General features: G+C 67.9%; 14 protein-coding genes, 1 tRNA gene and 1 other RNA gene. 11 read left to right on the top strand and 5 right to left on the bottom strand.

Translation table 11 applies throughout. The features are described from left to right. Nucleotides 1–199: 199 nt before the first annotated feature. On the bottom strand, nucleotides 200–1,393 hold the full coding sequence (locus ACM1PE_RS20880) for an acyl-CoA dehydrogenase (RefSeq protein ID WP_054451413.1): 1,194 nt from the start codon (nucleotides 1,391–1,393) through the stop codon (nucleotides 200–202). A gap of 113 nt (nucleotides 1,394–1,506) precedes the next feature. Next, nucleotides 1,507–3,189: a thiamine pyrophosphate-binding protein gene (locus tag ACM1PE_RS20875; protein ID WP_419340828.1), complete on the bottom strand. Its 1,683-nt coding sequence runs from the start codon at nucleotides 3,187–3,189 to the stop codon at nucleotides 1,507–1,509. Between the two features lie 185 nt (nucleotides 3,190–3,374). Here ACM1PE_RS20875 and ACM1PE_RS20870 point away from each other — a divergent pair, with 185 nt between their 5' ends. The 4 genes from ACM1PE_RS20870 to ACM1PE_RS20855 all read left to right on the top strand — a co-directional run bounded on the left by ACM1PE_RS20870 (nucleotide 3,375) and on the right by ACM1PE_RS20855 (nucleotide 6,525). Continuing rightward, nucleotides 3,375–4,280 (top strand): LysR substrate-binding domain-containing protein, encoded by a 906-nt coding sequence (locus tag ACM1PE_RS20870; RefSeq protein WP_192353351.1) that lies wholly within the window; start codon nucleotides 3,375–3,377, stop codon nucleotides 4,278–4,280. 16 nt (nucleotides 4,281–4,296) lie between these two features. Then, nucleotides 4,297–5,280 (top strand): site-specific tyrosine recombinase XerD, encoded by a 984-nt coding sequence (xerD, locus tag ACM1PE_RS20865; protein ID WP_251881141.1) that lies wholly within the window; start codon nucleotides 4,297–4,299, stop codon nucleotides 5,278–5,280. Nucleotides 5,281–5,322: 42 nt separating this feature from the next. Next, nucleotides 5,323–5,811: a Cys-tRNA(Pro) deacylase gene (gene ybaK / locus ACM1PE_RS20860; protein WP_118932766.1), complete on the top strand. Its 489-nt coding sequence runs from the start codon at nucleotides 5,323–5,325 to the stop codon at nucleotides 5,809–5,811. A 135-nt stretch (nucleotides 5,812–5,946) separates the two neighbouring features. Then, entirely contained in the window at nucleotides 5,947–6,525 is a 579-nt protein-coding gene (locus tag ACM1PE_RS20855; protein ID WP_054451405.1) for a DJ-1/PfpI family protein, read from the top strand. A 69-nt stretch (nucleotides 6,526–6,594) separates the two neighbouring features. Here ACM1PE_RS20855 and adhP read toward each other — a convergent pair whose 3' ends face one another. Then, entirely contained in the window at nucleotides 6,595–7,620 is a 1,026-nt protein-coding gene (adhP, locus tag ACM1PE_RS20850; protein ID WP_054451403.1) for an alcohol dehydrogenase AdhP, read from the bottom strand. Between the two features lie 224 nt (nucleotides 7,621–7,844). On the opposite strand from adhP, the gene ACM1PE_RS20845 reads away from it, so the two are divergent. After that, nucleotides 7,845–8,231, top strand: a complete 387-nt coding sequence (locus ACM1PE_RS20845) for a ribbon-helix-helix domain-containing protein (protein WP_054451398.1) — start codon at nucleotides 7,845–7,847, stop codon at nucleotides 8,229–8,231. Between the two features lie 93 nt (nucleotides 8,232–8,324). Here ACM1PE_RS20845 and pbpG read toward each other — a convergent pair whose 3' ends face one another. Together pbpG and ACM1PE_RS20835 are read right to left on the bottom strand one after the other, a co-directional pair. After that, nucleotides 8,325–9,521 carry a D-alanyl-D-alanine endopeptidase gene (gene pbpG, locus ACM1PE_RS20840; protein WP_059380181.1) on the bottom strand — a complete coding sequence of 399 codons (1,197 nt, stop codon included), beginning with the start codon at nucleotides 9,519–9,521 and terminating at the stop codon, nucleotides 8,325–8,327. 374 nt (nucleotides 9,522–9,895) lie between these two features. Further along, nucleotides 9,896–9,970: transfer RNA gene (locus ACM1PE_RS20835), tRNA-Arg, on the bottom strand. Nucleotides 9,971–10,279: 309 nt separating this feature from the next. On the opposite strand from ACM1PE_RS20835, the gene ACM1PE_RS20830 reads away from it, so the two are divergent. The 6 genes from ACM1PE_RS20830 (at nucleotide 10,280) to ACM1PE_RS20805 (ending at nucleotide 20,580) form a co-directional block, all read left to right on the top strand. Further along, entirely contained in the window at nucleotides 10,280–11,479 is a 1,200-nt protein-coding gene (locus tag ACM1PE_RS20830) for an MFS transporter (protein WP_419340827.1), read from the top strand. A gap of 7 nt (nucleotides 11,480–11,486) precedes the next feature. Further along, nucleotides 11,487–11,651, top strand: coding sequence for a hypothetical protein (locus ACM1PE_RS20825; protein ID WP_165867845.1), 165 nt, complete (start codon nucleotides 11,487–11,489; stop codon nucleotides 11,649–11,651). Nucleotides 11,652–11,739: 88 nt separating this feature from the next. Then, nucleotides 11,740–14,403: a PD-(D/E)XK nuclease family protein gene (locus ACM1PE_RS20820; protein ID WP_419340826.1), complete on the top strand. Its 2,664-nt coding sequence runs from the start codon at nucleotides 11,740–11,742 to the stop codon at nucleotides 14,401–14,403. A gap of 3 nt (nucleotides 14,404–14,406) precedes the next feature. After that, nucleotides 14,407–17,856, top strand: coding sequence for a UvrD-helicase domain-containing protein (locus ACM1PE_RS20815; RefSeq protein WP_419340824.1), 3,450 nt, complete (start codon nucleotides 14,407–14,409; stop codon nucleotides 17,854–17,856). Between the two features lie 238 nt (nucleotides 17,857–18,094). Continuing rightward, nucleotides 18,095–18,192, top strand: an RNA gene (gene ffs / locus ACM1PE_RS20810) — signal recognition particle sRNA small type. 213 nt (nucleotides 18,193–18,405) lie between these two features. Continuing rightward, nucleotides 18,406–20,580 (top strand): DNA polymerase III subunit gamma/tau, encoded by a 2,175-nt coding sequence (locus tag ACM1PE_RS20805; RefSeq protein ID WP_059380177.1) that lies wholly within the window; start codon nucleotides 18,406–18,408, stop codon nucleotides 20,578–20,580. The last annotated feature ends 21 nt before the right edge of the window (nucleotides 20,581–20,601 follow it).

Below are 20,601 nucleotides of genomic sequence, written 5' to 3'. Positions count from 1 at the left end.
ACCTGGTCGGGACACGCGACAAGGCGCGGGAGCGCCCGGCCCGGTGCCTGGCCGATGCCGCAAAGCGTACGGCGAGTACCACGGCTCGCCTATACGGGCTTTCGGCAATGCGCGGGGCGTATCGGCGGCCATGTGGCGCCGGCGAATAAAAAGGCCGCCCCGAGGGGCGGCCTTTTGGGGCTTGCAACCAGTCAGACGATCAATAGAACGCCTGGATGCCGGTCTGCGCGCGGCCCAGGATCAGGGCGTGCACGTCGTGGGTGCCTTCGTAGGTGTTGACCACTTCCAGGTTCACCAGGTGGCGGGCCACGCCGAATTCGTCGGAGATGCCGTTGCCGCCGAGCATGTCGCGCGCCAGGCGGGCGATGTCCAGCGCCTTGCCGCAGGAATTGCGCTTCATGATGGAGGTGATTTCGACGGCGGCGGTGCCTTCGTCCTTCATGCGGCCCAGACGCAGGCAGCCTTGCAGGGCCAGCGTGATTTCGGTCTGCATGTCGGCCAGCTTCTTCTGGATCAGCTGGTTGGCGGCCAGGGGGCGGCCGAACTGCTTGCGGTCCAGCGTGTACTGGCGGGCGGTGTGCCAGCAAGCTTCGGCGGCGCCCACGGCGCCCCAGGCGATGCCGTAGCGGGCCGAGTTCAGGCAGGTGAACGGACCCTTCAGGCCGGACACGCCGGGCATCATCTGGTCGGCGGACACTTCCACTTCGTCCATGACGATTTCACCGGTGATCGAGGCGCGCAGGCCGACCTTGCCGTGGATGGCGGGGGCCGACAGGCCCTTCATGCCCTTTTCCAGGATGAAGCCGCGGATCTTGCCGTCGAAGTCGCCGCCGACGCACTTGGCCCACACCACGAAGACGTCGGCGATGGGGGAGTTGGTGATCCACATCTTGTTGCCGGAAATCTTGTAGCCGTCGGACGTCTTGACGGCGCGGGTTTCCATGCCGCCGGGGTCGGAGCCGTGGTTGGGTTCGGTCAGGCCGAAGCAGCCGATCCATTCGCCGCGGGCCAGCTTGGGCAGGTATTTCTGCTTCTGCGCTTCGCTGCCGAATTCGTTGATCGGCACCATCACCAGGGACGACTGCACGCTCATCATGGAGCGGTAGCCGGAGTCGATGCGTTCGACTTCGCGGGCGATCAGGCCGTAGCTGACGTAGTTCAGGCCGGCGCCGCCGTATTCGACGGGGATGGTGGCGCCCAGCAGGCCCAGTTCGCCCATTTCGGAGAAGATGGCCGGGTCGGTCTGTTCGTTGCGGAACGCGTTCAGCACGCGCGGGGCGAGCTTGTCCTGCGCATAGGCGTAGGCTGCGTCACGCACCATGCGTTCTTCTTCGGTCAGTTGCTGGTCCAGCAACAGGGGGTCTTGCCAGTGAAAGGAAGGATTCGAGGACATGCTGGGTCTCCGCTATGGATTTCGGAATGCTAGAAAGTTTAAACCTAAAATAATTCGGGCGGCAAGCGGCGAATGGAACGGCCGGCGCGCGGCGCCGCCGTTCCGTCCCGCCTTCAGTGCTGCGCCTTGAGCGCTGCGTCGCGGATCTTTTCCAGGGTCGTGCCCGGGGTGATGGTTTCCGGATCGATGAAGCAGTGCAGGATGGCCGGCTTGCCGCTGGCCAGGGCGCGTTCGAAGGCCGGGCCGAACTGCTCGGTGGTCTCGACGCGTTCGCCGTGGCCGCCAAAGGCGCGCGCATAGTCGGCGAAATCCGGATTCTTCAGATCGGTCGCGGAAATGCGGCCGGGGTAGTGCTTTTCCTGGTGCATGCGGATCGTGCCGTACATGCCGTTGTCCACCAGCACCACGACGATGGGCAGGTCGTATTGCACCGCGGTCGCGAATTCCTGGCCGTGCATCAGGAAGCAGCCGTCGCCAGCGAAGCAGACCACGGTCTTGTCGGGCGACACGCGCTTGGCGCCCACGGCGGCGGGCAGGCCGTAGCCCATGGAGCCCGACGTCGGCGCCAGCTGCGTGCCGTAGCGCGTAAAGCGGTGGAAGCGGTGCAGCCAGGTGGCGTAGTTGCCGGCGCCGTTGGTCATGATGGCATCGGCCGGCAGCGTCTTTTCCAGATAGGCCATCACCTGGCCCATTTGCAGCGCGCCCGGCGTCGTGATGGCGCTGGGATCGCTCCATTTCAGATACGACTCGCGCATGGCCTGCGTGTCGGCGGCCCAGGCGGGCTGGGCCGGCGCCTTCAGGCCGCCCAGCGCCTGCGCAAAGGCGGCGGGCGAAGTATTGATGGCCAGGGTGGGGCGGTAGACGCGGCCCAGCTCGGCGGTGTCGGGGTGCACGTGCACCAGTTTCTGCTTGGGTACCGGGATGTCCAGCAGGGTGTACGCCTGGCTGGGGTTTTCCGACATGCGGCCGCCGACCAGCAGGATCAGGTCCGCATCGGCGACGCGCTTGAGCAGCGCGGGGTTGATGCCCAGACCCACGTCGCCGATGAAGCAGGGGTGGTCGGCCGGGAACAGCATCTGGCGGCGGAAGGACACGGCCGTGGGCAGCGCGTGGCGCTGCGCAAAATCGGCGAACTGCTGCACCGCGCGGGCGTCCCAGCGCGTGCCGCCCAGGATGGCGACCGGATTTTTGGCCTCGGCCAGCAGCTTTTCCAGGTCGGCCAGCTGGCCGGCGGTGGGGGCGGAATCGATGACTTCGTAGCGTGGCGCGTCGGCGACCTTGGCGGCTTCGACCAGCATGTCTTCGGGCAGCGCGATCACGACCGGGCCGGGACGGCCCGAGGTGGCGATGTGGAAGGCGCGCGAAACCAGTTCGGGGATGCGTTCGACCTGGTCGATCTCGGTGACCCACTTGGCCTGCGTGCCGAACACGGCGCGGTAATCCATTTCCTGGAAGGCTTCGCGTTCGCGCATGCCGCGCTCGATCTGGCCGACGAAGAGGATCAGGGGGGTGGAGTCCTGCTTGGCGATGTGCACGCCCGCCAGCGCGTTGGACGCGCCCGGGCCGCGGGTCACCATGCAGATGCCAGGTTCGCCGGTCAGCTTGCCATGGGCGTCGGCCATCATGGCCGCGCCGCCTTCCTGGCGGCACACCGTGACCTTGATGTCCGCATCGTGCAGGCCGTCCAGCACCGCCAGATAGCTTTCACCGGGAACACAGAAAACATGTTTGACGCCCTGCGCAACCAGCTGGTCGACCAGGATGTGACCGCCAAGGCGGGATTCTTGCTGGGACATGGGGGTGGTAGTCATGATGAGCCGAGGTTAGGACATCCGAGCATAATGTTCCTTGATCGCACAATGCAATTGATAAAATTGCACAATCTATTGACCCACCGGCACGACCTGCCATGCTGCGCCGCGGCAAGATCCGAGCGGCGCAGCAGCGGCGGCGCCCGCCGGCACCTGGCGGTTCCCGCGATATGAGAAACGGCATTCCCAACCTGAGCGCCCTGCAGGCGTTTGAAGCGTCGGCCCGGCTGGGCAGCTTTTCCCGCGCCGCCGAGGAATTGTCCCTGACGCATAGCGCCGTCTACCGCCAAGTGGCCAGCCTGGAGGCGCGCCTGGGCGTGCAGCTGTTCACGCGGGTGCGCCGGCGCATCGTGCTGACCGATCACGGAGCGGAGTACGCCGGCCGCATCCGCCACCATTTGGACCAGATCGAAAAAGACACTTTCGGCCTGGTCAGCCGCACGGGCATGGGCCGCAGCATCCATATCGCCGTGGTGCCCACCCTGGCGACGACCTGGTTGATCCCGCGCCTGGCGGATTTCCAGCGCGAGCACGGCGACATCACGGTCAGCCTGTCCGTGCGCACGCTGCCGTTCCAGTTCAAGGACCAGCCCTTCGACGGCGCGCTGTATCACGGGGACGGATTGTGGCCAGGCACCCAGGGCGTGCTGCTGTTCCCCGAGCGCGAACTGGTGCCGGTTTGCGCGCCAGAGCTGGCGGCGCGGGCGGCGGAACCGGGGGCCAGCGCCTTGTCCGGCATGACCCATCTACACCTGGCTTCGCGGCCGGACGCCTGGCGCCAGTGGTACGCGGCCAACAGCCATCTTTATGGTCCGCACGCCGCCGGCGGGCCGCGCTACGAGCTTTTCACCATGGTGATGGCGGCGGTGCAGGCCGGCCTGGGAGTCGGGCTGATGCCGCGTTTCCTGGCCCAGCCCGCGCTCGACCAAGGCACGCTGGCGATGCCTGTGCCGCAATCGCTATCGGTCAGCCAGGGCTATTACTTCGGCTATCCGCAGCGCAGCGAACGCTCCGAGGCGCTCAAGCTCTTCGAGAGCTGGCTGAAGTCCGCCGCCGCAGGCGTGGGCGGACGCTGAGCCGTAGAATCCAGCCATGTCCGCAATCCGCCCCCCGCTTGAATCCCAGGCCGATATCGACGCCTTCATCGATGCCGTCTGGCTGGAAGACGGCCTGTCGGCCAACACCCTGGCGGCCTACCGGCGCGATCTGACGGGCTTTGCCCGCTGGCTGGAAGATCCCGAAGCCTACGCGCGCGAAATGGCCGACCGCCACGGCGATGCGGCGCAGGCCCACGTCCTGCCCGCCGGACCCGCCAAAGCTCTGCGCGATGCCGGCAAGGCCGACATCGAAGCCTGGTTCGCCTTCCGCCACGAAGAAACCCGCGCCACCACCGCCAACCGCAGGCTGGCCGCGTTGCGCCGCTTTTACGCCTGGGCGCTGCGCGAACACCGCGCCGAGCGCGATCCCTGCCTGACGCTGATCGCCGCCAAGCAGCCGCCGCGCATGCCCAAGACTCTGTCCGAGCAGCAGGTGGACGCCTTGTTGCGCGCGCCCGACCTGGAGGAGGCCCGCGGCCTGCGCGACCGCGCCATGCTGGAAACGCTGTACGCCACGGGCTTGCGGGTATCCGAGCTGGTGGGCATGCGCACGCTGGACGTGAGCCTGAACGAAGGCGTGGTGCGGGTGGTGCTGGGCAAGGGCGGCAAGGACCGGCTGGTGCCGCTGGGCGCCGAGGCGGCCCATTGGATCGACCGCTACCTGAAGTCCGCGCGGCCGGAGCTGGCGGCTGGACGCGTGAGCGATGCGCTCTTCATCACTGGCCGGGCCGAAGCCATGTCGCGCCAGGCGTTCTGGCAACTGGTGAAGAAATATGCCCTGCTGGCGGACGTGCGCGCGCCGCTGTCGCCGCACGTGCTGCGGCACGCCTTCGCCACGCATCTGCTGAACCACGGCGCCGACCTGCGCGTGGTGCAGATGCTGCTGGGCCACGCCGACATTTCCACCACGCAGATCTACACGCACGTCGCGCGCGAACGCCTGAAGGCGCTGCACGCGACGCACCATCCTCGCGGCTAGCGCTGCACGCGCCGCTTCGAAATTCCTCTTTCACGCATAACCATGAGCAAAGCCCGCCACGTTTCCGAGACGCCCGCCACCCAGTTCCTCAAGCAGAACAAGGTGGCGTACACGGAGCACACCTATGACTACGTCGACCATGGCGGCGCGGGCGAAGCCGCGCGCCAGTTGGGCCTGGATCCGCATGCGGTGGTCAAGACCCTGGTGATGGAGGACGAGTCCGCCAAGCCCCTGATCGTGGTCATGCACGGCGACCGCGAAGTCTCCACCAAGAACCTGGCGCGCCAAGCCGGTTTGAAGCGGGTGGAGCCCTGCAAGCCCGAGGTGGCGCAGCGCCATTCGGGCTATCAGGTGGGCGGCACCTCGCCCTTCGGCACGCGCAAGAAGATGCCGGTGTGGGTCGAGGCCGAAGTGCTGGACTACCCGGTGGTCTACATCAACGGCGGGCGGCGCGGGTATCTGATCGGCATAGATCCCAAGGTGCTGGTCACGCTGCTGGGCGCCAAGGGCGTGTCCGTCGCTCTGGAGTAAGGCGGGCTTGCGTGGGCGTGGTATTCCCATACCACCACCCTGGCCGATGGCGGCGTCACAATAGGGGCGTAGATCAAGAACCGGAACCCGGCCACGTGGCCCGAACCGGCTTTCCGCCATCCCTGGGAGACAAACATGAGCAAGCGACTGTTGATGCTGGTCGGCGACTACGCCGAAGACTACGAGACCATGGTGCCGTACCAGACCCTGCTGACGGTGGGGCACACGGTGCACGCGGTATGCCCGGACAAGAAAGCGGGCGACACCATCGCCACCGCGATCCATGACTTCGAAGGCGCACAGACCTACACCGAAAAGCGCGGCCACAATTTCGCGCTGAACTATGACTTTGACCGCGTCGAGCCGTCGTCCTACGACGGCCTGGTGATTCCGGGCGGCCGCGCGCCGGAGTATCTGCGGCTGAACGAAAAGGTGCTGGACATCGTGCGCGCCTTCGACAAGGCCGGCAAGCCCATCGCGGCGGTCTGCCACGGCGCGCAACTGCTGGCCGCGGCCGGGATCCTGAAGGGCCGCACCTGCTCCGCCTATCCGGCGTGCGCCCCGGAAGTGCGCCTGGCGGGCGGCACCTATGCCGAGATCGGCATCGACCAGGCCTACACCGACGGCAATCTGGTGACGGCGCCGGCCTGGCCCGCGCACCCGGCCTGGATGTCGCAATTCCTGGCGGTGCTGGGCACGAAGATCACGCCCTGATCTTCCAAGCCACAAAGCGCCAGGGCCGCAAGCTTGCGGCCCTGGCGCTTTTTCCTTGCGGCTTGGATATCAGGCGAAATCGAGCACGATGCGGCCTTCGATCTGGCCGCGCCGCATGCGGTCGAACACGTCGTTGATGTTCTCCAGGCTTTCGGTGGCGACGGTGGCGTGCACCTTGCCCTCTTCGGCAAACTGCAGCGATTCCTGCAGGTCCAGGCGCGAGCCCACGATGGAGCCGCGCACGGTGACGCCATTGAGCACCATGTCGAAGATCGACAGCGGGAAGTCGCCCGGCGGCAGACCGTTAAGCGCCACGGTGCCGCCGCGGCGCACCATGCCCAGCGCCTGCTCGAAGGCCTTGGGCGATACCGCCGTGATCAGCGCGCCGTGCGCGCCGCCGATCTCGCGCTTGAGGTAGGCGGCCGGGTCGGTGGTCTTGGCGTTGACGGTGACCTCGGCGCCCAAGCGGCGGGCGAAGTCCAGCTTGGCGTCGTCGATGTCCACAGCCGCGACGTTCAGGCCCATGGCCTTGGCGTACTGCACCGCCATGTGGCCCAATCCGCCGATGCCGGAAATCACCACCCAGTTGCCCGGACGGGTGTCCGTCATCTTCAGGCCCTTGTACACGGTCACGCCGGCGCACAGCACGGGCGCTACCTCGACGAAACCGACGTTCTTGGGCAGCAGGCCCACGTAGTTGGCATCAGCCAGCGCGTATTCGGCAAAGCCGCCGTTCACGGAGTAGCCGGCGTTCTTCTGCGTTTCGCACAGCGTTTCCCAGCCGCCCAGGCAATGCTCGCAATGCCCGCAGGCGGAATACAGCCAGGGAATGCCGACGCGGTCGCCTTCCTTCACATGGGTCACGCCCGCGCCCACCGCAACCACGTGGCCGACGCCTTCGTGGCCGGGAATGAAGGGCGGGTTGGGCTTGACGGGCCAGTCGCCTTCGACCGCGTGCAGGTCGGTGTGGCAGACCCCGCAGGCTTCAATCTTTACCAGCAATTCGCCCGGACCCGGGCGCGGCACCGCGACTTCTTCGATTGCCAGGGGCTTGCCGAATGCTCGTGCAACCGCTGCTTTCATGGTTTTATCCATCACTGCCTCCGAAGTCTGATCAAGATTCCTTATGCTCGAACGTGGACGCTTTCCCGACCATGATTTATATCAACCGAGGGGGCTGCCCGCCGATGCCGGAAACGTGTGGTTGCAGAAAGAGGCCGGCCTCCCGCAGCTTGCCCGGGCCGCGGCAAACGGCGTACAGTCAGCCGTAGGCATCCCGGCCCAGGCCCCAGGCCCAGTCCCGAGTTCCAGGAGCTCCCATGTGTGAAATCTTCATCCGCGCCAGCGAGCAGTCCTACGCGCCCGAAACCCGTTCGCTGCGGCTGCATGGCGTGGCTACCAGCCTGAGGCTGGAACAGCTGTTCTGGCAAGTATTGGAAGAAATCGCCGGCCGCGACGGCATGCGCGTGACGCAGCTGATCGAACGTCTGTACGACGAACTGATCGAGTATCGCGGCGAGGCCGCCAATTTCACCTCATTTCTGCGCGTGTGCTGCCTGCGCTACCAACTGCTGCAGGCAGAGGGCCGAATCCCCTTGGACGCGGCCGTGCCGATCCGTTCGCTCAACCCGCAAGCAGTGCTGGAAGGCCTGCCGCCCACGCTGTACGACGCCCAGCCCCTGCGCCCCAAACGCAAGGCCGCGTAGGCCGCCAACACTGACGCCGCCGCGGCGCCAAAAAACAAAGGGCCCGAATTTTTCGGGCCCTTTGCTCATGTGGCAGCGTAGCGCGGCGGGTGTTCAGCCGCCAGACTGGATCGACGCCATCGCCACTTCGTTCTGCACGATGCGGCGGATGCGCACCGCATCGCCGATGCGGGAGAGCTTGCCCTGCGAATCCAGCAGCACGATGGCCAGGTCGCGGCCGTTGATGCGGGCCAGCATGACCAGGCATTCGCCCGCTTCGTTGATGTAGCCGGTCTTGGACACCTTGATGTCCCAGTCGGGCTTGCGCACCAGCAGGTTGGTGTTGCGGAAGGTCTGCGTGCGGTTGTTGACCTCGACGTCGTACTCGGTATCGGTGGAGTAGCGGTGGATCAACGGGCGCTGGGAGGCGGCGCGCAGCAGTCGGGCCAGATCGTGCGGCGACGAGACGTTGTCGCTGGACAGGCCGGTGGGCTCGATGAAGCGGGTGCTGGTCATGCCCAGCGCCTGCGCCTTGGCGTTCATGGCGGCCACGAAGGCGGGCAGGCCGCCCGGATAGTGGCGGCCCAGCGCGTTGGCGGCGCGGTTTTCGGACGACATCAGCGCCAGGTGCAGCATGTCGCCGCGCGACAGCTTGGTGCCCACGCGCAGACGCGAGGTGGTGTGCTTGAGGCCGTCGACGTCTTCGTCGGTGATCTCCAGCATTTCGTTCATGGGCAGGTTGGCGTCGACCACGACGACCGCGGTCATCAGCTTCGAGATCGAAGCGATGGGGCGCACCACGTTTTCGTTCTTGGCGAAGATGACCGTGGACGTTTCCAGATCCTGCACATAGGCGGTAGTGGAACGCAGGGCGGCGGCTTCGGCGCGCACCGAGGAGGCGGGCGGCGGCATGGCGGCCGAACCGACCGCGGCAGCAGCGGCGGCGCGTTGCGCGCGCGACGGCTTGTTCGGCTTGCCGCTCTTGCCGGCGGCCGCGCCCTTCTTGGGCGGCGTGCCCTTGGCGGCGACCTGCTTGCCGCCCTTGGGGGCGGCGGCTTTCTTGCCGGAGGAGGATTTGGGGGGAGTTTTCGCGGAGGAGGCGGCTTGTTTGCCCGAGGCGCTCTTGCCGGAGCTGGCCTTGGGGGCCGGAGCCTTCTTCGCTTGTTGCGCCTTGCAGGCCGACGATTTGGCGTTGGTCTTGCAAGGGTCCGTATTCTTCGCGGCTTGCGCGGCGGGGGGCAGGAGCGCGCACACCGCCAGCGCCACAGGCGCTATCGCGTTCGCAATCGCACGTTTCCAGGGAAATGCCATGGTTTGAGCTGGCTTGTCAGTCTGTCAGTAAATGTTTCTTAAGCCGGCGTTTCGTCGGGCCAGAAAAAGTCCAGATGAATTAGAGGCTTACGCGTCGAATTTAAACAGCAATTTCAAGTTGTGCGCAAGGCGATTTGCTATCATCGTCCAAAAAAATAATGGTGACGTATTGACGCAGCTTCAATTCGTCACAAGACAAGTTCGAGAAGCTAACGGCAGGCCGCGCGTGAGCGTAGCCCGGATTAACCCTCATCTGGCTGAACGCGCGAGGTTTTTGTCCATGGGCAGATCAGGACAAGACGTGCTCACAAAGGGCAAGGCTTCGGGCGAATAGGGGGGGCTGGGAAGGAAGGCGTCGGAACCGACGCCAGAGATGGCCTCGCCGGGTGGAATCGAACCACCAATTGACCCTTAGGAGGGGCCGGTTATATCCATTTAACTACGGCGAGACTATTGCTGATCAGGCGGCAAGGCCGGTCGAGTGACCGCGTTTGCTTGCTAAGGCCTTGATATCGCTACGAATCTTTCGGCCCTGAGTTTATCACTGGGGGCACGGGCTTCGGCGCAGGACGCAAGTCTATCAGCAGCCGGCGCAAGCCCCAAATCCGCTGTCCGCAACCCGGCCCGCCGGACCCGGCGCCCAACGGGGCTATTGCCGGAGCGCGGAGGCTATTTGTATATGATGTCCGGGTCCTGCGCTGCGCGCCGGACCGTCCCGTGGAGGGGGCGGCGAACCAAAACAACGAAAAACGGGTTTCATGTCTAACCAAACCGATACGAATTTCACCCGTACCCTGATCGTGGGCACGCTGGTGGTGCTGCTCGCGATGGGGGTGCGCGCCACCTTCGGGCTCTTCATGCAGCCGATGGGGCTGGCGCAGGGCTGGGGACGCGAAGTGTTCTCCATGGCCTTCGCGCTGCAGAACCTGGTGTGGGGCGTGGCCTGTATCTTCATGGGCATCCTGGCCGACCGTTACGGTTCGGGCCGCACCATCGCCCTGGGCGCGGTGCTGTACATGCTGGGCATGATAGGCACGCGCTTCGCCACCGATGAAGCCACGCTCTATCTGACCGCCGGCGTGCTGGTCGGGCTGGGACAGGCCGGCACGACCTTTCCGGTGATCCTGCCCGTGGTGGCGCGCGCGGTGCCGCCCGCCTACCGCAGCACGGCGATGGGCATCGCCAGCGCTGGCGGCTCCCTGGGGCAGTTCGCCGTGGTGCCCACGGGGCAGGTGCTGATCAGCGGCCTGGACTGGCCGGGCGCATTGTGGGTGCTGTCGCTGTTCGTCGCTTGCGGCGCGCCCCTGGCGTATTTCCTGCGCGGTCGTCCGCAAGCCCATACCGGGTCGCAGCAGTCGCTGGCCTCGGCGGTCAAGCAGGCGGTGCGCCACCCCTCGTTCCATTTCCTGTTCTGGAGCTATTTCGTCTGCGGCTTCCACACCGCCTTCATCACGCTGCACCTGCCCGCCTACGTCACGGACGGCGGCCTGAGCGCGGGGCAGGGCGCGACCGCCATTGCGCTGATCGGCCTGTTCAACGTGCTGGGCTCGTTCTATGCCGGCAAGCTGGGCGGCAAGTACAGCAAGAAGCGGCTCCTTGCCGTGGTGTACGGCATGCGCGCCTTCGGCATCCTGCTGTTGCTCTGGATGCCGCTGTCGCCCTGGGTGCTGTACGCCTTCGCCGCGTGGATGGGCTTGTTCTGGCTTGGGACCGTGCCGCTCACGCAGGGCCTGATCGGCCAGATCTACGGCCTGCGCTATGCGGCCACGCTGTCCGGCATCGTCTTCCTGGGACACCAGCTGGGCAGTTTCATCGGCGTGTGGCTGGGTGGATATGCCTACGCCAAGACCGGCAACTACGATGCCGTCTGGTGGCTGGGCGTGGCGCTGGCCATTATCGCGGCGCTGCTGTGCCTGCCGGTGCGCGAGCAGCCGGTTGCCCAGCCGGCCACGGCCTGAGACGTCCATGAACCCTGCGACTCGCTCCGCATCCGCCGCCCGCCGCCATCGCGGTTGGCGCGCGGCTGGCGCGCTGGCCCTGGTTGCCGTCCTGGGCCTGGCGTTCTGGGGCTACACCACGCCGGAAATGCAGATCCACTGGGAAAACCTGGCCGCGCTCTGCGGCTTCTAGGCGCTTCTTCCGCTCGGCCTCGCGGTATCCTACGGCGGTATTTCTTCCCTCATCGCGCGCCGCCCGCGGGCGGGCGCCACGGATGCCCATGCAGGACTCATCGCCCTCCTATCCCGATCTATCGCTGCCGGACATCGGCGGCATGCCTGCCGCCGATACGCTGGTGCTGACGGTGAACAACCGCCTGTCGCGCCGGCTCACGCTGGAGCTGGCGGGCCTGCTGCGCCAGGAACGCCAGGTCAGCGAATTGCCGCGCATATTGCCGCTGTCCGCCTGGCTGGCCGATGCCGCCAATGAACTCGCGTTCGAGACGGATGGCGATGTGCCTGCCTATCGGCTGGACAGTTTCGCCACGCAGCTGGTGTGGACCGAGGCGATCCGCGCTGAAGAAGCCGAGCGCGTGCTGCTGGATGCGAGCCAGGCCGCGCGTTTGTCGATGGACGCGGACCTGCTGATGGACGAATGGCAGCTGCATGTGCCTTCGGGCGCGGATACCGACGAATATCGCGGCTTTGCGAAATGGCGGGTGCGTTACCGTCAGGCGCTGGCCGGCATCGACGCCGAGGACGCCAACCAGGGCTACGCGCGCGTGCTGCGGGCGCTGGAGGACGGACGCCTGCCCGTGCCGCGCCAACTGGTGCTGGCCGGATTCACGGATATGTCGCCGCGCTTTCGTCGGCTCTTGCAGGCGTTTGAAGAGCAGGGCGCGGCCGTCGCGCAGTGGCGCGACGCGCAGCGCGTTGAAACGCCGGCGCGCAGATTCGAGGCTGCGGATCAAGGCGCGGAGTGGCGCGCCGCCGCGGCCTGGGCGGCCGAGCGCCTGAAGGCGCATCCGCAGGGCCGCTACGCCATCGTCTCGCCCCAGCTGGAGGCGGAATCGCCTTTCGCGCGGCGGGTGTTGAGCCAGGCCCTGGCCGGGCGCGGCGGCGAAGCCGCGTACGCCTTCAACGTGGCCGTGGGACGTCCGTTGAACGAATGGCCGATGGCGCGCGCCGCGCTTGCCTGGTTGCGCGCCCTGGCCGAATGCGCGCCGGGCAAGGGCTGCGGCGTCGAGGTGCTGGGCGCGGCCCTGCTGGGCGGGCATTGCGCGGGCGACGTGCGCGACCGCGCTCGGCTGGCCTCGATCGACGCGCGCTGGCGTCGCCAAGCCCAGCTGCACGTCACTCCGCAGGATTGGCGCAAGCTGCTGGCGGACCTGCCCGCGTTGGCGCAGGCCTGGAATCAGGCCATGGAAATCTGGACGCAGGGCGGCCGCCAGGCCACTTGCGACGTGTGGATGTTGCGCATGAAGGCCGCGCTGATGGCGTTGGGCTTTCCCGGCGAAGGCGTGCTGGACAGCGTTGGCTATCAGGTGATGGGGGCGTTGGGCGATGCGCTGGGCAGTTTTTCGGCGCTGGCGCCGGCCGCCGGGCGCCTGGGCGGCGTGGCCGCCGTGAACCTGCTGGAAAGCGTGGCGCGTTCCGCCTCGTTTCAGCCGCAACGCGATCCGCAGGCGCGCCTGGACGTGCTGGGTTTGCTGGAAGCCGAGGGCGGCTATTGGGACGGCGTCTGGGTGTTGGGCTTGACCGACGACGTGTTGCCGGCCTCGCCCAAGCCCAATCCGCTGTTGCCGCTGGCCGTGTTGCGCCAGGCCAAGGCGCCGCGCGCCACGCCCGAGCGCGAACGCGAATGGGCCGAGGGCATGTACGCGGCGTTGTGCCGTTGCGCGCCCGAGATCATCGTCAGCCATGCGCACATGGACGGCGAGCGCGAGCTGCGTCCGTCGCCGCTGATCGCGGCGGCAGCGCTGACGGACTGGGCGCCCGCCTCGGCGCAAGCGCTGCCGGCTTTGCCGCAGGAATCGCTGGACGATGCGCAAGGACCCGCGTTGGCGGCCGGCAATCGTGGCGGCGGCGGCCTGGACGTGCTGGACACGCAGGCGCGCAATCCGCTGTGGGCCTTCGTGCGGCATCGCCTGGGCGGCCGCGAAATGGCGCCCTATGCGGATGCGGCCACGGTCAACGTGCGCGGCCAGTTTCTGCACAAGGCGCTGGAACTGGTGTGGGGCATGATGCCCGACCAGGACGCGCTGCACGAAATCATGGCCGAGGGCCGCCTGCCTGCCTTGCTGGAACAGGCGGTGGCGCAAGCCGCGGACGAGGAACTGAAAGATTACGCGCCCGCCTTGCGCACGCTGGAATGCCAGCGCGCCCAGACCGTGCTGGCGTCCTGGCTGGACATGGAAGCGCAGCGCCTGCCTTTCGCGGTGGCCCAGGTGGAAAAGAACCATCAATGGCAGCGCGGCGCGCTCAACCTGAAGCTGCGGCTGGACCGCATCGACACCCTCGGCGATGGCCGCAACGTCATCGTCGACTACAAGACCGGCGTGGCGGCGGCCAAGCCCGAACCGGACTGGTCGCGCAGCCGCCCCGTGAACGTGCAGCTGCCGTTCTATGCCTCGGTGCTGGCGGACGCCGCGGGCGGCGAAGTGGCGGGCCTGGTGCTGGCGCAGATCCATGCGCGGCAGGTCGCCGCGCAGGGCCTGGCCGACGAAGACCTGGGCGTGCCCGGCGTCACGCTGGCCAGCGACAGCAAGTACTTCGACGGGCTGTCCTGGCCGGATATCCGGCAGCGCTGGCGCACGGCCATCGAAGCGCTGGCCGACGAGTACGCCGCGGGCTACGCGGCCAACGTCGCGTATCGCCGCGATGACCTGAAATATTGCGATGCACTGCCGTTCCTGCGTTTGCATCTGGACGACGAGGACGCATGAGCCATGGCTGAACAAGAACGCTTGCCGCACGACCACATGGCGCGCGCCGAGGCGCTGGATCCGACCCGTTCGTTCCTGGTGCAGGCGCCGGCTGGCTCCGGCAAGACCGAGCTGCTGACGGACCGCATCCTGGCGCTGCTGGCCACGGTGAACCGTCCGGAAGAAATCGTCGCCATCACCTTCACGCGCAAGGCCGCGTCCGAGATGCATGCGCGCGTGCTGAGCAAGCTGCGCCGCGGACTGGACGCGCCGCCGGAAGCCATGCACGAGCGCCGCAGCTGGCAACTTGCGCGCGCCGCGCTGGCGCGCAACGACGAGCAGGGCTGGCATCTGCTGGACCATCCCGCGCGGCTGGCCATCCGCACCATCGACTCGTTCTGCGCGGGTCTGGTGCGCAGCATGCCATGGCTGTCTGAGCTGGGCGGCATGCCCGAGATCACGGATGATGCGCGCACCCACTACGAGGCGGCGGCGCGCGCCACCCTGGACCTCGCCGACGACTACGAGGCCGTGCGCATCCTGCTCAAGCATTTGGACGTGGACGTGCAGGCCGCCAAGGAAGCCATCGCCGACATGCTGGGCCAACGCGACCAGTGGCTGCCGCTGCTGCGCCACGGCTCCGACCGCGAGGGCATGGAAGCCATGCTGGCCGAGGCCATCGGCGAAGACCTGGACGCGCTCAGCGAGGCCATGCCCTATGGCTGGGCCGACGCGCTGTGCGGCCCGGCGCGGCTGGCTGCCGCCAATCTGCAGGATGGAGAGGCGGAAAACAAGCTGCTGGCCTTGCTGGACTGGACGGAAGAGCCGCCGCCTGACGCCGAAGCGCTGGAACTCTGGCAAGCCGTGGCGCATCTGCTGCTGACAGGCACCGGCACCTTGCGCAAGACCGTCAACAAGAACCAGGGCTTTCCCGCCAAGTGCGCGCATAAGGAACCGTTCGTGGCGTGGCTGGAAGCCGCCGACCCGGATGCAGTCTGGGTGCGCCGCCTGCATGCGGTGCGGGACGTGCCCGCGCCGCATTTCACCGATGCGCAATGGGAAGTGCTGGGCGCGCAGCTGATGACGCTGGCGCTGGCGGTGGCGCAATTGCGGCTGCGCTTTGCCGATACGGGCGAGGTCGATTTCATCGAAATCGCGCAGCGCGCCGCGGCCGCGCTGGGCAGCGCCGACGATCCGGGCGAACTGCTGCTGAAGCTGGACGCCTCGATCCGCCATCTGCTCATCGACGAATTCCAGGACACCAGCCAGACCCAACTGGACCTGCTGCGCACGCTGACCTCGGGCTGGCAGCAGGGCGACGGCCGCAGCCTGTTCCTGGTGGGCGATCCGATGCAGTCCATCTACCGTTTCCGCAAGGCGGAAGTGGGCCTGTTCCTGGAAGTCGCCGACATCGGCGTGGGCGAACTGCAGCCGGACTTTCTCAATCTCACCGACAACTTCCGCTCGCAGGCGGGTATCGTCGAATGGGTCAACCAGTCGTTTGCGCAATTGCTGCCCCGGCGCAGCGACGCGGCGGCGGGCGCCATCGCCTACAGCCCGTCCACCGCTTTCCATGAAGCGCTGCCGGAACCCGCCGTGCGTTTTCACCCGGCCTGGTCGCGCGAGGGCGCGGCTCCCGCGGAAACGCAGGCCGAAGACATTGCGGTGGACCTGGTGCGCCAGGCGCTGATCGACCACAAGGGCGCCAAGCACCCCGTCGCCGTGCTGGTGCGGGCGCGCAGCCATCTGGGCAACCTGACCCGCCGCCTGGCGCAGGAAGGCATACGCTGCCGCGCGGTGGACCTGGTGCCGCTGGCCCTGCGGCCGGTGGTGGCGGACCTGGTGCAGCTGGTGCGGGCCTTGTCGCACGCCGGCGATCGTCTGGCCTGGCTGTCGGTGCTGCGCGCGCCGTACTGCGGCTTGACGCTGACCTCTTTGCAGCGCCTGTTCGGCGACGACCACATCACGCCGGTTCCGGTGCTGCTGGAACGCGCGTTGCGGATCCCGCCGCAGACCATGCCGGTGGCCTCGGCCAACGCGCCGCAGGGCTCATTGTTCGATGCGGCGCCCGAAGCGCCGGACACGCCGTCGGCGCAGAGCGTGCTTGGTGCCGACGAGTTCGAGCGCTTGCGTCAGGTGGCGGGCATCCTGCTCGACAAGCGCAATGCCTCGGGCGCCATGCCTTTCGCGGCCTGGGTGGAGTCGTTGTGGCGCCGCCTGGGCGGCCCGGCTCTGTATGCCGGCCTCTCTGTCGCCAACGACGCGGAAAGCCTGTTCCAACTGGTCGAGCGCCTGGCGCCGCACGGCGCCATTGACGTCGCGGCGCTGGACACCGGCATCGCGCGCTTGTTCGCGGCGCCGGACGCGGCGGACGAAGACACGGGCGCGGTCGAAATCATGACCATGCACAAGTCCAAGGGCCTGCAGTTCGAAACCGTCATCCTGTACGGCCTGCACCGCGCGCCGCGCGGCGACCAGGCGCCGCTGGTGCGTTTTGAGCAGAGCGGCGGCCGCGTGCTGTTCGGCCCGGTCAAGCCGCGCGCCGAAACCGAGGCAGATCCCCTGTCGCGCTACCTGGGCGCACGCGAGGCGCGCCGCGCCTCCTACGAAATCGACCGCCTGCTGTACGTGGCCGCGACGCGGGCGCGCAAGCGCCTGCACCTCGTGGGCCACGTGTCGGTGGACGAAGCCAGCGGCCAGGTCAAGACGCCGTCCTCCGCCAGCCTGCTGGGCCGCTTGTGGCCTTGCCTGGCCATACCGACGCCGCCATCGTTGGATGGCGCGGCGGTAGTGCAGGAGGCCGACGGCCCCGAGTGGCAAGGCGAACCCTTGCGGCGCGTGGACCGCGCCGGCCTGGCTCAACTGGCGCGGGTGGCGGACGTAGCGGTCAGCCCCGGCTTCGGCGCCGCGGCGCGCGGCGCCTGGGGCGATGGCGGTGAACATCCCGCCTGGCAATTGGAGGCCGGCTACGACGCCGCCATCGGCACCTTGTCGCATGCCTGGCTGGCGCGCATCGGCCAGGACGGCGTGCAGGCCTGGTCCGCCGACGCGCTGGCCGAACGCCTGCCCGCCATGCGGCGCCAGCTGACGCGTGCAGGCATCCCGGCCAGCCAGGCCGACGCCGCCTCCGAAGCCGTGCTCGAAACCCTGCAAGCCACCCTCGCCGACGAGCGCGGCCTGTGGCTGCTGTCCCAATCCGGCGCCCGCCGCGAATGGCCCCTGATCGACGCCGCCGGCAAGGTATCCGTCATCGACCTGGCCCTCAGCACCGAGGACGGCTGGCTCATCGTCGACTACAAAACCGGCCGCCCGCATCCCGGCGAACCCCCCACCGCCTTCGCCGCCCGCATGCGCCAACGCCACGGCGACCAACTGCTGCGCTACTGCGCCCAAGTCACCGCCCTGGACGGCCGCACCGCCCGCGCCGCCCTCTACTTCCCAAGAGCACGCGCCTGGATCGACCTAAAGGAATAGCACGGAGGTAACGCAAACCCCAAGGCCTTCAAATCAGTAAGAAATTCCAGCAAGCAAAGCGCAGCGAGCCAGCCCAGCAAGGCAAAGCGAAGCGAGCCGACAGGACCAGCGAAGCGACGTCCTCACCCCCTCCCCCTCGGGGGGAGGGCCGGGGAGGGGGCGCACATTCAGCCCCCCGGGGCCCGCCAGCCGAGAGGCTAGCAAGCAAGCGAAGCGCAGCTCTGCTAGAATCTCGGCTGGCGGGCCCCTCCGCATGGTTCGGCGGTGAACCTGGTCAGGTCGGGAACGAAGCAGCCATAGTCGTTTAGGGTCAGTGCCGGAGTAAGGCTCGCCAACCGGATTCTTCAAAGCAACGCGTCATGACTATCCATGATGTCGTCGCTTTCAAGGGGGACGGGGTTATTTTCCAAGGATACGTTCCACGGGAATAAGCCCGTCCCCTTTGCGTTTCAGGCCGCGCGGAGCATGGATGCCATGCGCCGCGCCGAACCCCGGCAGCTGGACCGGCCATTTCGGGCCAGCTTGCGAAACAGGCTCTACAATCCACCCATGACTTATCTGGTACTGGCCCGCAAGTGGCGGCCGAGATCGTTCGATACCCTCGTGGGACAGGATCACGTGGTGCGCGCGCTGACGCATGCGCTCGACACCCAACGCCTGCATCACGCCTGGCTGTTCACGGGAACCCGCGGCGTCGGCAAGACCACGCTGTCGCGCATCCTGGCGAAGTCGCTCAACTGCGAAACCGGCATCACCTCCAAGCCTTGCGGCGTCTGTCGCGCCTGCACGGAGATCGATGCCGGACGTTTCGTCGACTACCTCGAACTGGATGCGGCTTCGAACCGCGGCGTCGAGGAAATGACGCAGCTGCTGGAACAGGCGGTGTACGCGCCGGGAGCGGGGCGCTTCAAGGTCTACATGATCGACGAAGTCCACATGCTGACCGGGCATGCGTTCAACGCCATGCTCAAGACGCTGGAAGAGCCGCCGCCGCACGTCAAATTCATCCTCGCGACCACCGACCCGCAGAAGATTCCGGTGACGGTGCTGTCGCGCTGCCTGCAGTTCAATCTGAAGCAGATGCCGGCCGACTCCATCGTCGGCCACCTGCAGGCCGTGCTCGGCCAGGAAGCGGTGGGCTTCGACGTGCCGGCCCTGCGGCTGATCGGGCAGGCGGCCGCGGGTTCCATGCGCGACGCGCTGTCACTGACCGACCAGGCCATCGCCTACAGCGCCGGCAACCTGACCGAGGACGCCGTGCGCGGCATGCTCGGCACCATCGACCAGCGGCATCTGGTGCGCCTGCTGGATGCGCTGTCCGCCGGCGACGCCAAGGGCGTGCTGGCGGTGGCGGATGAACTGGCCATCCGCGGCCTGTCCTATGCCGGCGCCTTGGCCGACCTGGCCGTGCTGCTGTCGCGCGTGGCCATCGAGCAGCGCGTGCGCGGCGTGACGCCCGCCGAGGATCCGCTGGCCGGCGATATCGCCCGGCTGGCGCTGGCCCTGCACCCGGACGCCGTGCAACTGTTCTATTCCGTGGCGGTGCACAGCCGCAGCGAACTGACCCTGGCGCCCGACGAATACGCGGGTTTCATCATGGCCTGCCTGCGCATGCTGGCGCTCAATGGCGACGCCGGCCCGCAGACCGCGCTCGAAGCGCCCGCCGCGCCGGCCCGCCAGACGGCCGATGCGGCCGCAGCGCCGGCGGCAGTCGCCGCGCCTGCGCCCGCCGCGGCGCAGCCCCAGCCCGCCCCCGCAGCCGTTCAGATGGCTGCCGCAGCCGCACCGGTTGCGGCGCCCGCCGCGCAGCTCGCCCCCGCCGCCGCGATGCCCGCGCCGCCCGTGGCCGCGCAGGCATCCGAGCCGGTCGAACCCGCCGCGCCTGCAGCCGTCGCGCAGGCGTCCGAACCGGCTCCGGCCGCTGCGGAACCCGAACCGGTTGCGCCGGAACAAGCTCCGCAAGCCGCTCAGCCAGGCAGCGTGCCGCCTTGGGAAGACCTGCCGGCCGCTGCGCCGGCCGTGTCTGAAGCCGAAGCAGGCAAGACCGCTGGCTCGGCTGCGCTGGCCGTCACGCCCGCCACCGCCGCAGCCATCGCGCCCGCGCCGCAAGCCGATGACGGCGACGGCCCGCCCGCCTGGGTCGACGAAGAAATCCCGTTCGAAGCCGAAGGCGGCTTCGCACCGGACAATGGTTTTACGTCGGACCCCGACGACGATGATTTCGAAACCCTGGCCAGCGCGCCTTCGGCCGCGCCGCCCCCCGCGGCCCGCCGCGAAGGTCCGGCGCCCGCGCGCAAGCGGCAGTCGTCGCGCGCCCGCCTGACGGACATGACGTCGGAAACCTGGCCCGAGCTGGCCGCCCGCCTGCCGGTCACCGGCCTGGCGGCGGAACTGGCGCGCCAGAGCGCATGGGCCGGCGTGCAGGGCGATGCCGTCATCCTGCGCGTGGCCGTCAAGACGCTGGCCGAAAGCGAAAGCCGCGTCCGTCTGCAGACGGTGTTGTGCGAACATTTCGGCCAGGGCATACGGCTGGACGTCGAGGTCGGCGTGACGGGCGAGGCGACGGCGCATGCCGTGGCCCAGGCCGAACGCGCCGCCCGCCAGCAGGCCGCCGAAGAGGCGGTCGCGGTCGACCCGTTCGTACAGGCGCTCGTCGCCGATTTCGGCGGCCAGGTCGTCGCCGGCTCGATCCGCCATGTCGATTCCCCGGCCGCCGCTGCCTGAAGCGGCGGCCATCTCTCATTC

The organism is Achromobacter sp. PD1 (assembly GCF_048541815.1).
GTDB classification, from domain to species: domain Bacteria; phylum Pseudomonadota; class Gammaproteobacteria; order Burkholderiales; family Burkholderiaceae_B; genus Achromobacter; species Achromobacter bronchisepticus_A.
The sequence above is the reverse complement of the archived record's forward strand: the minus strand, read 5'-3'. Positions and strand labels throughout refer to the sequence as shown.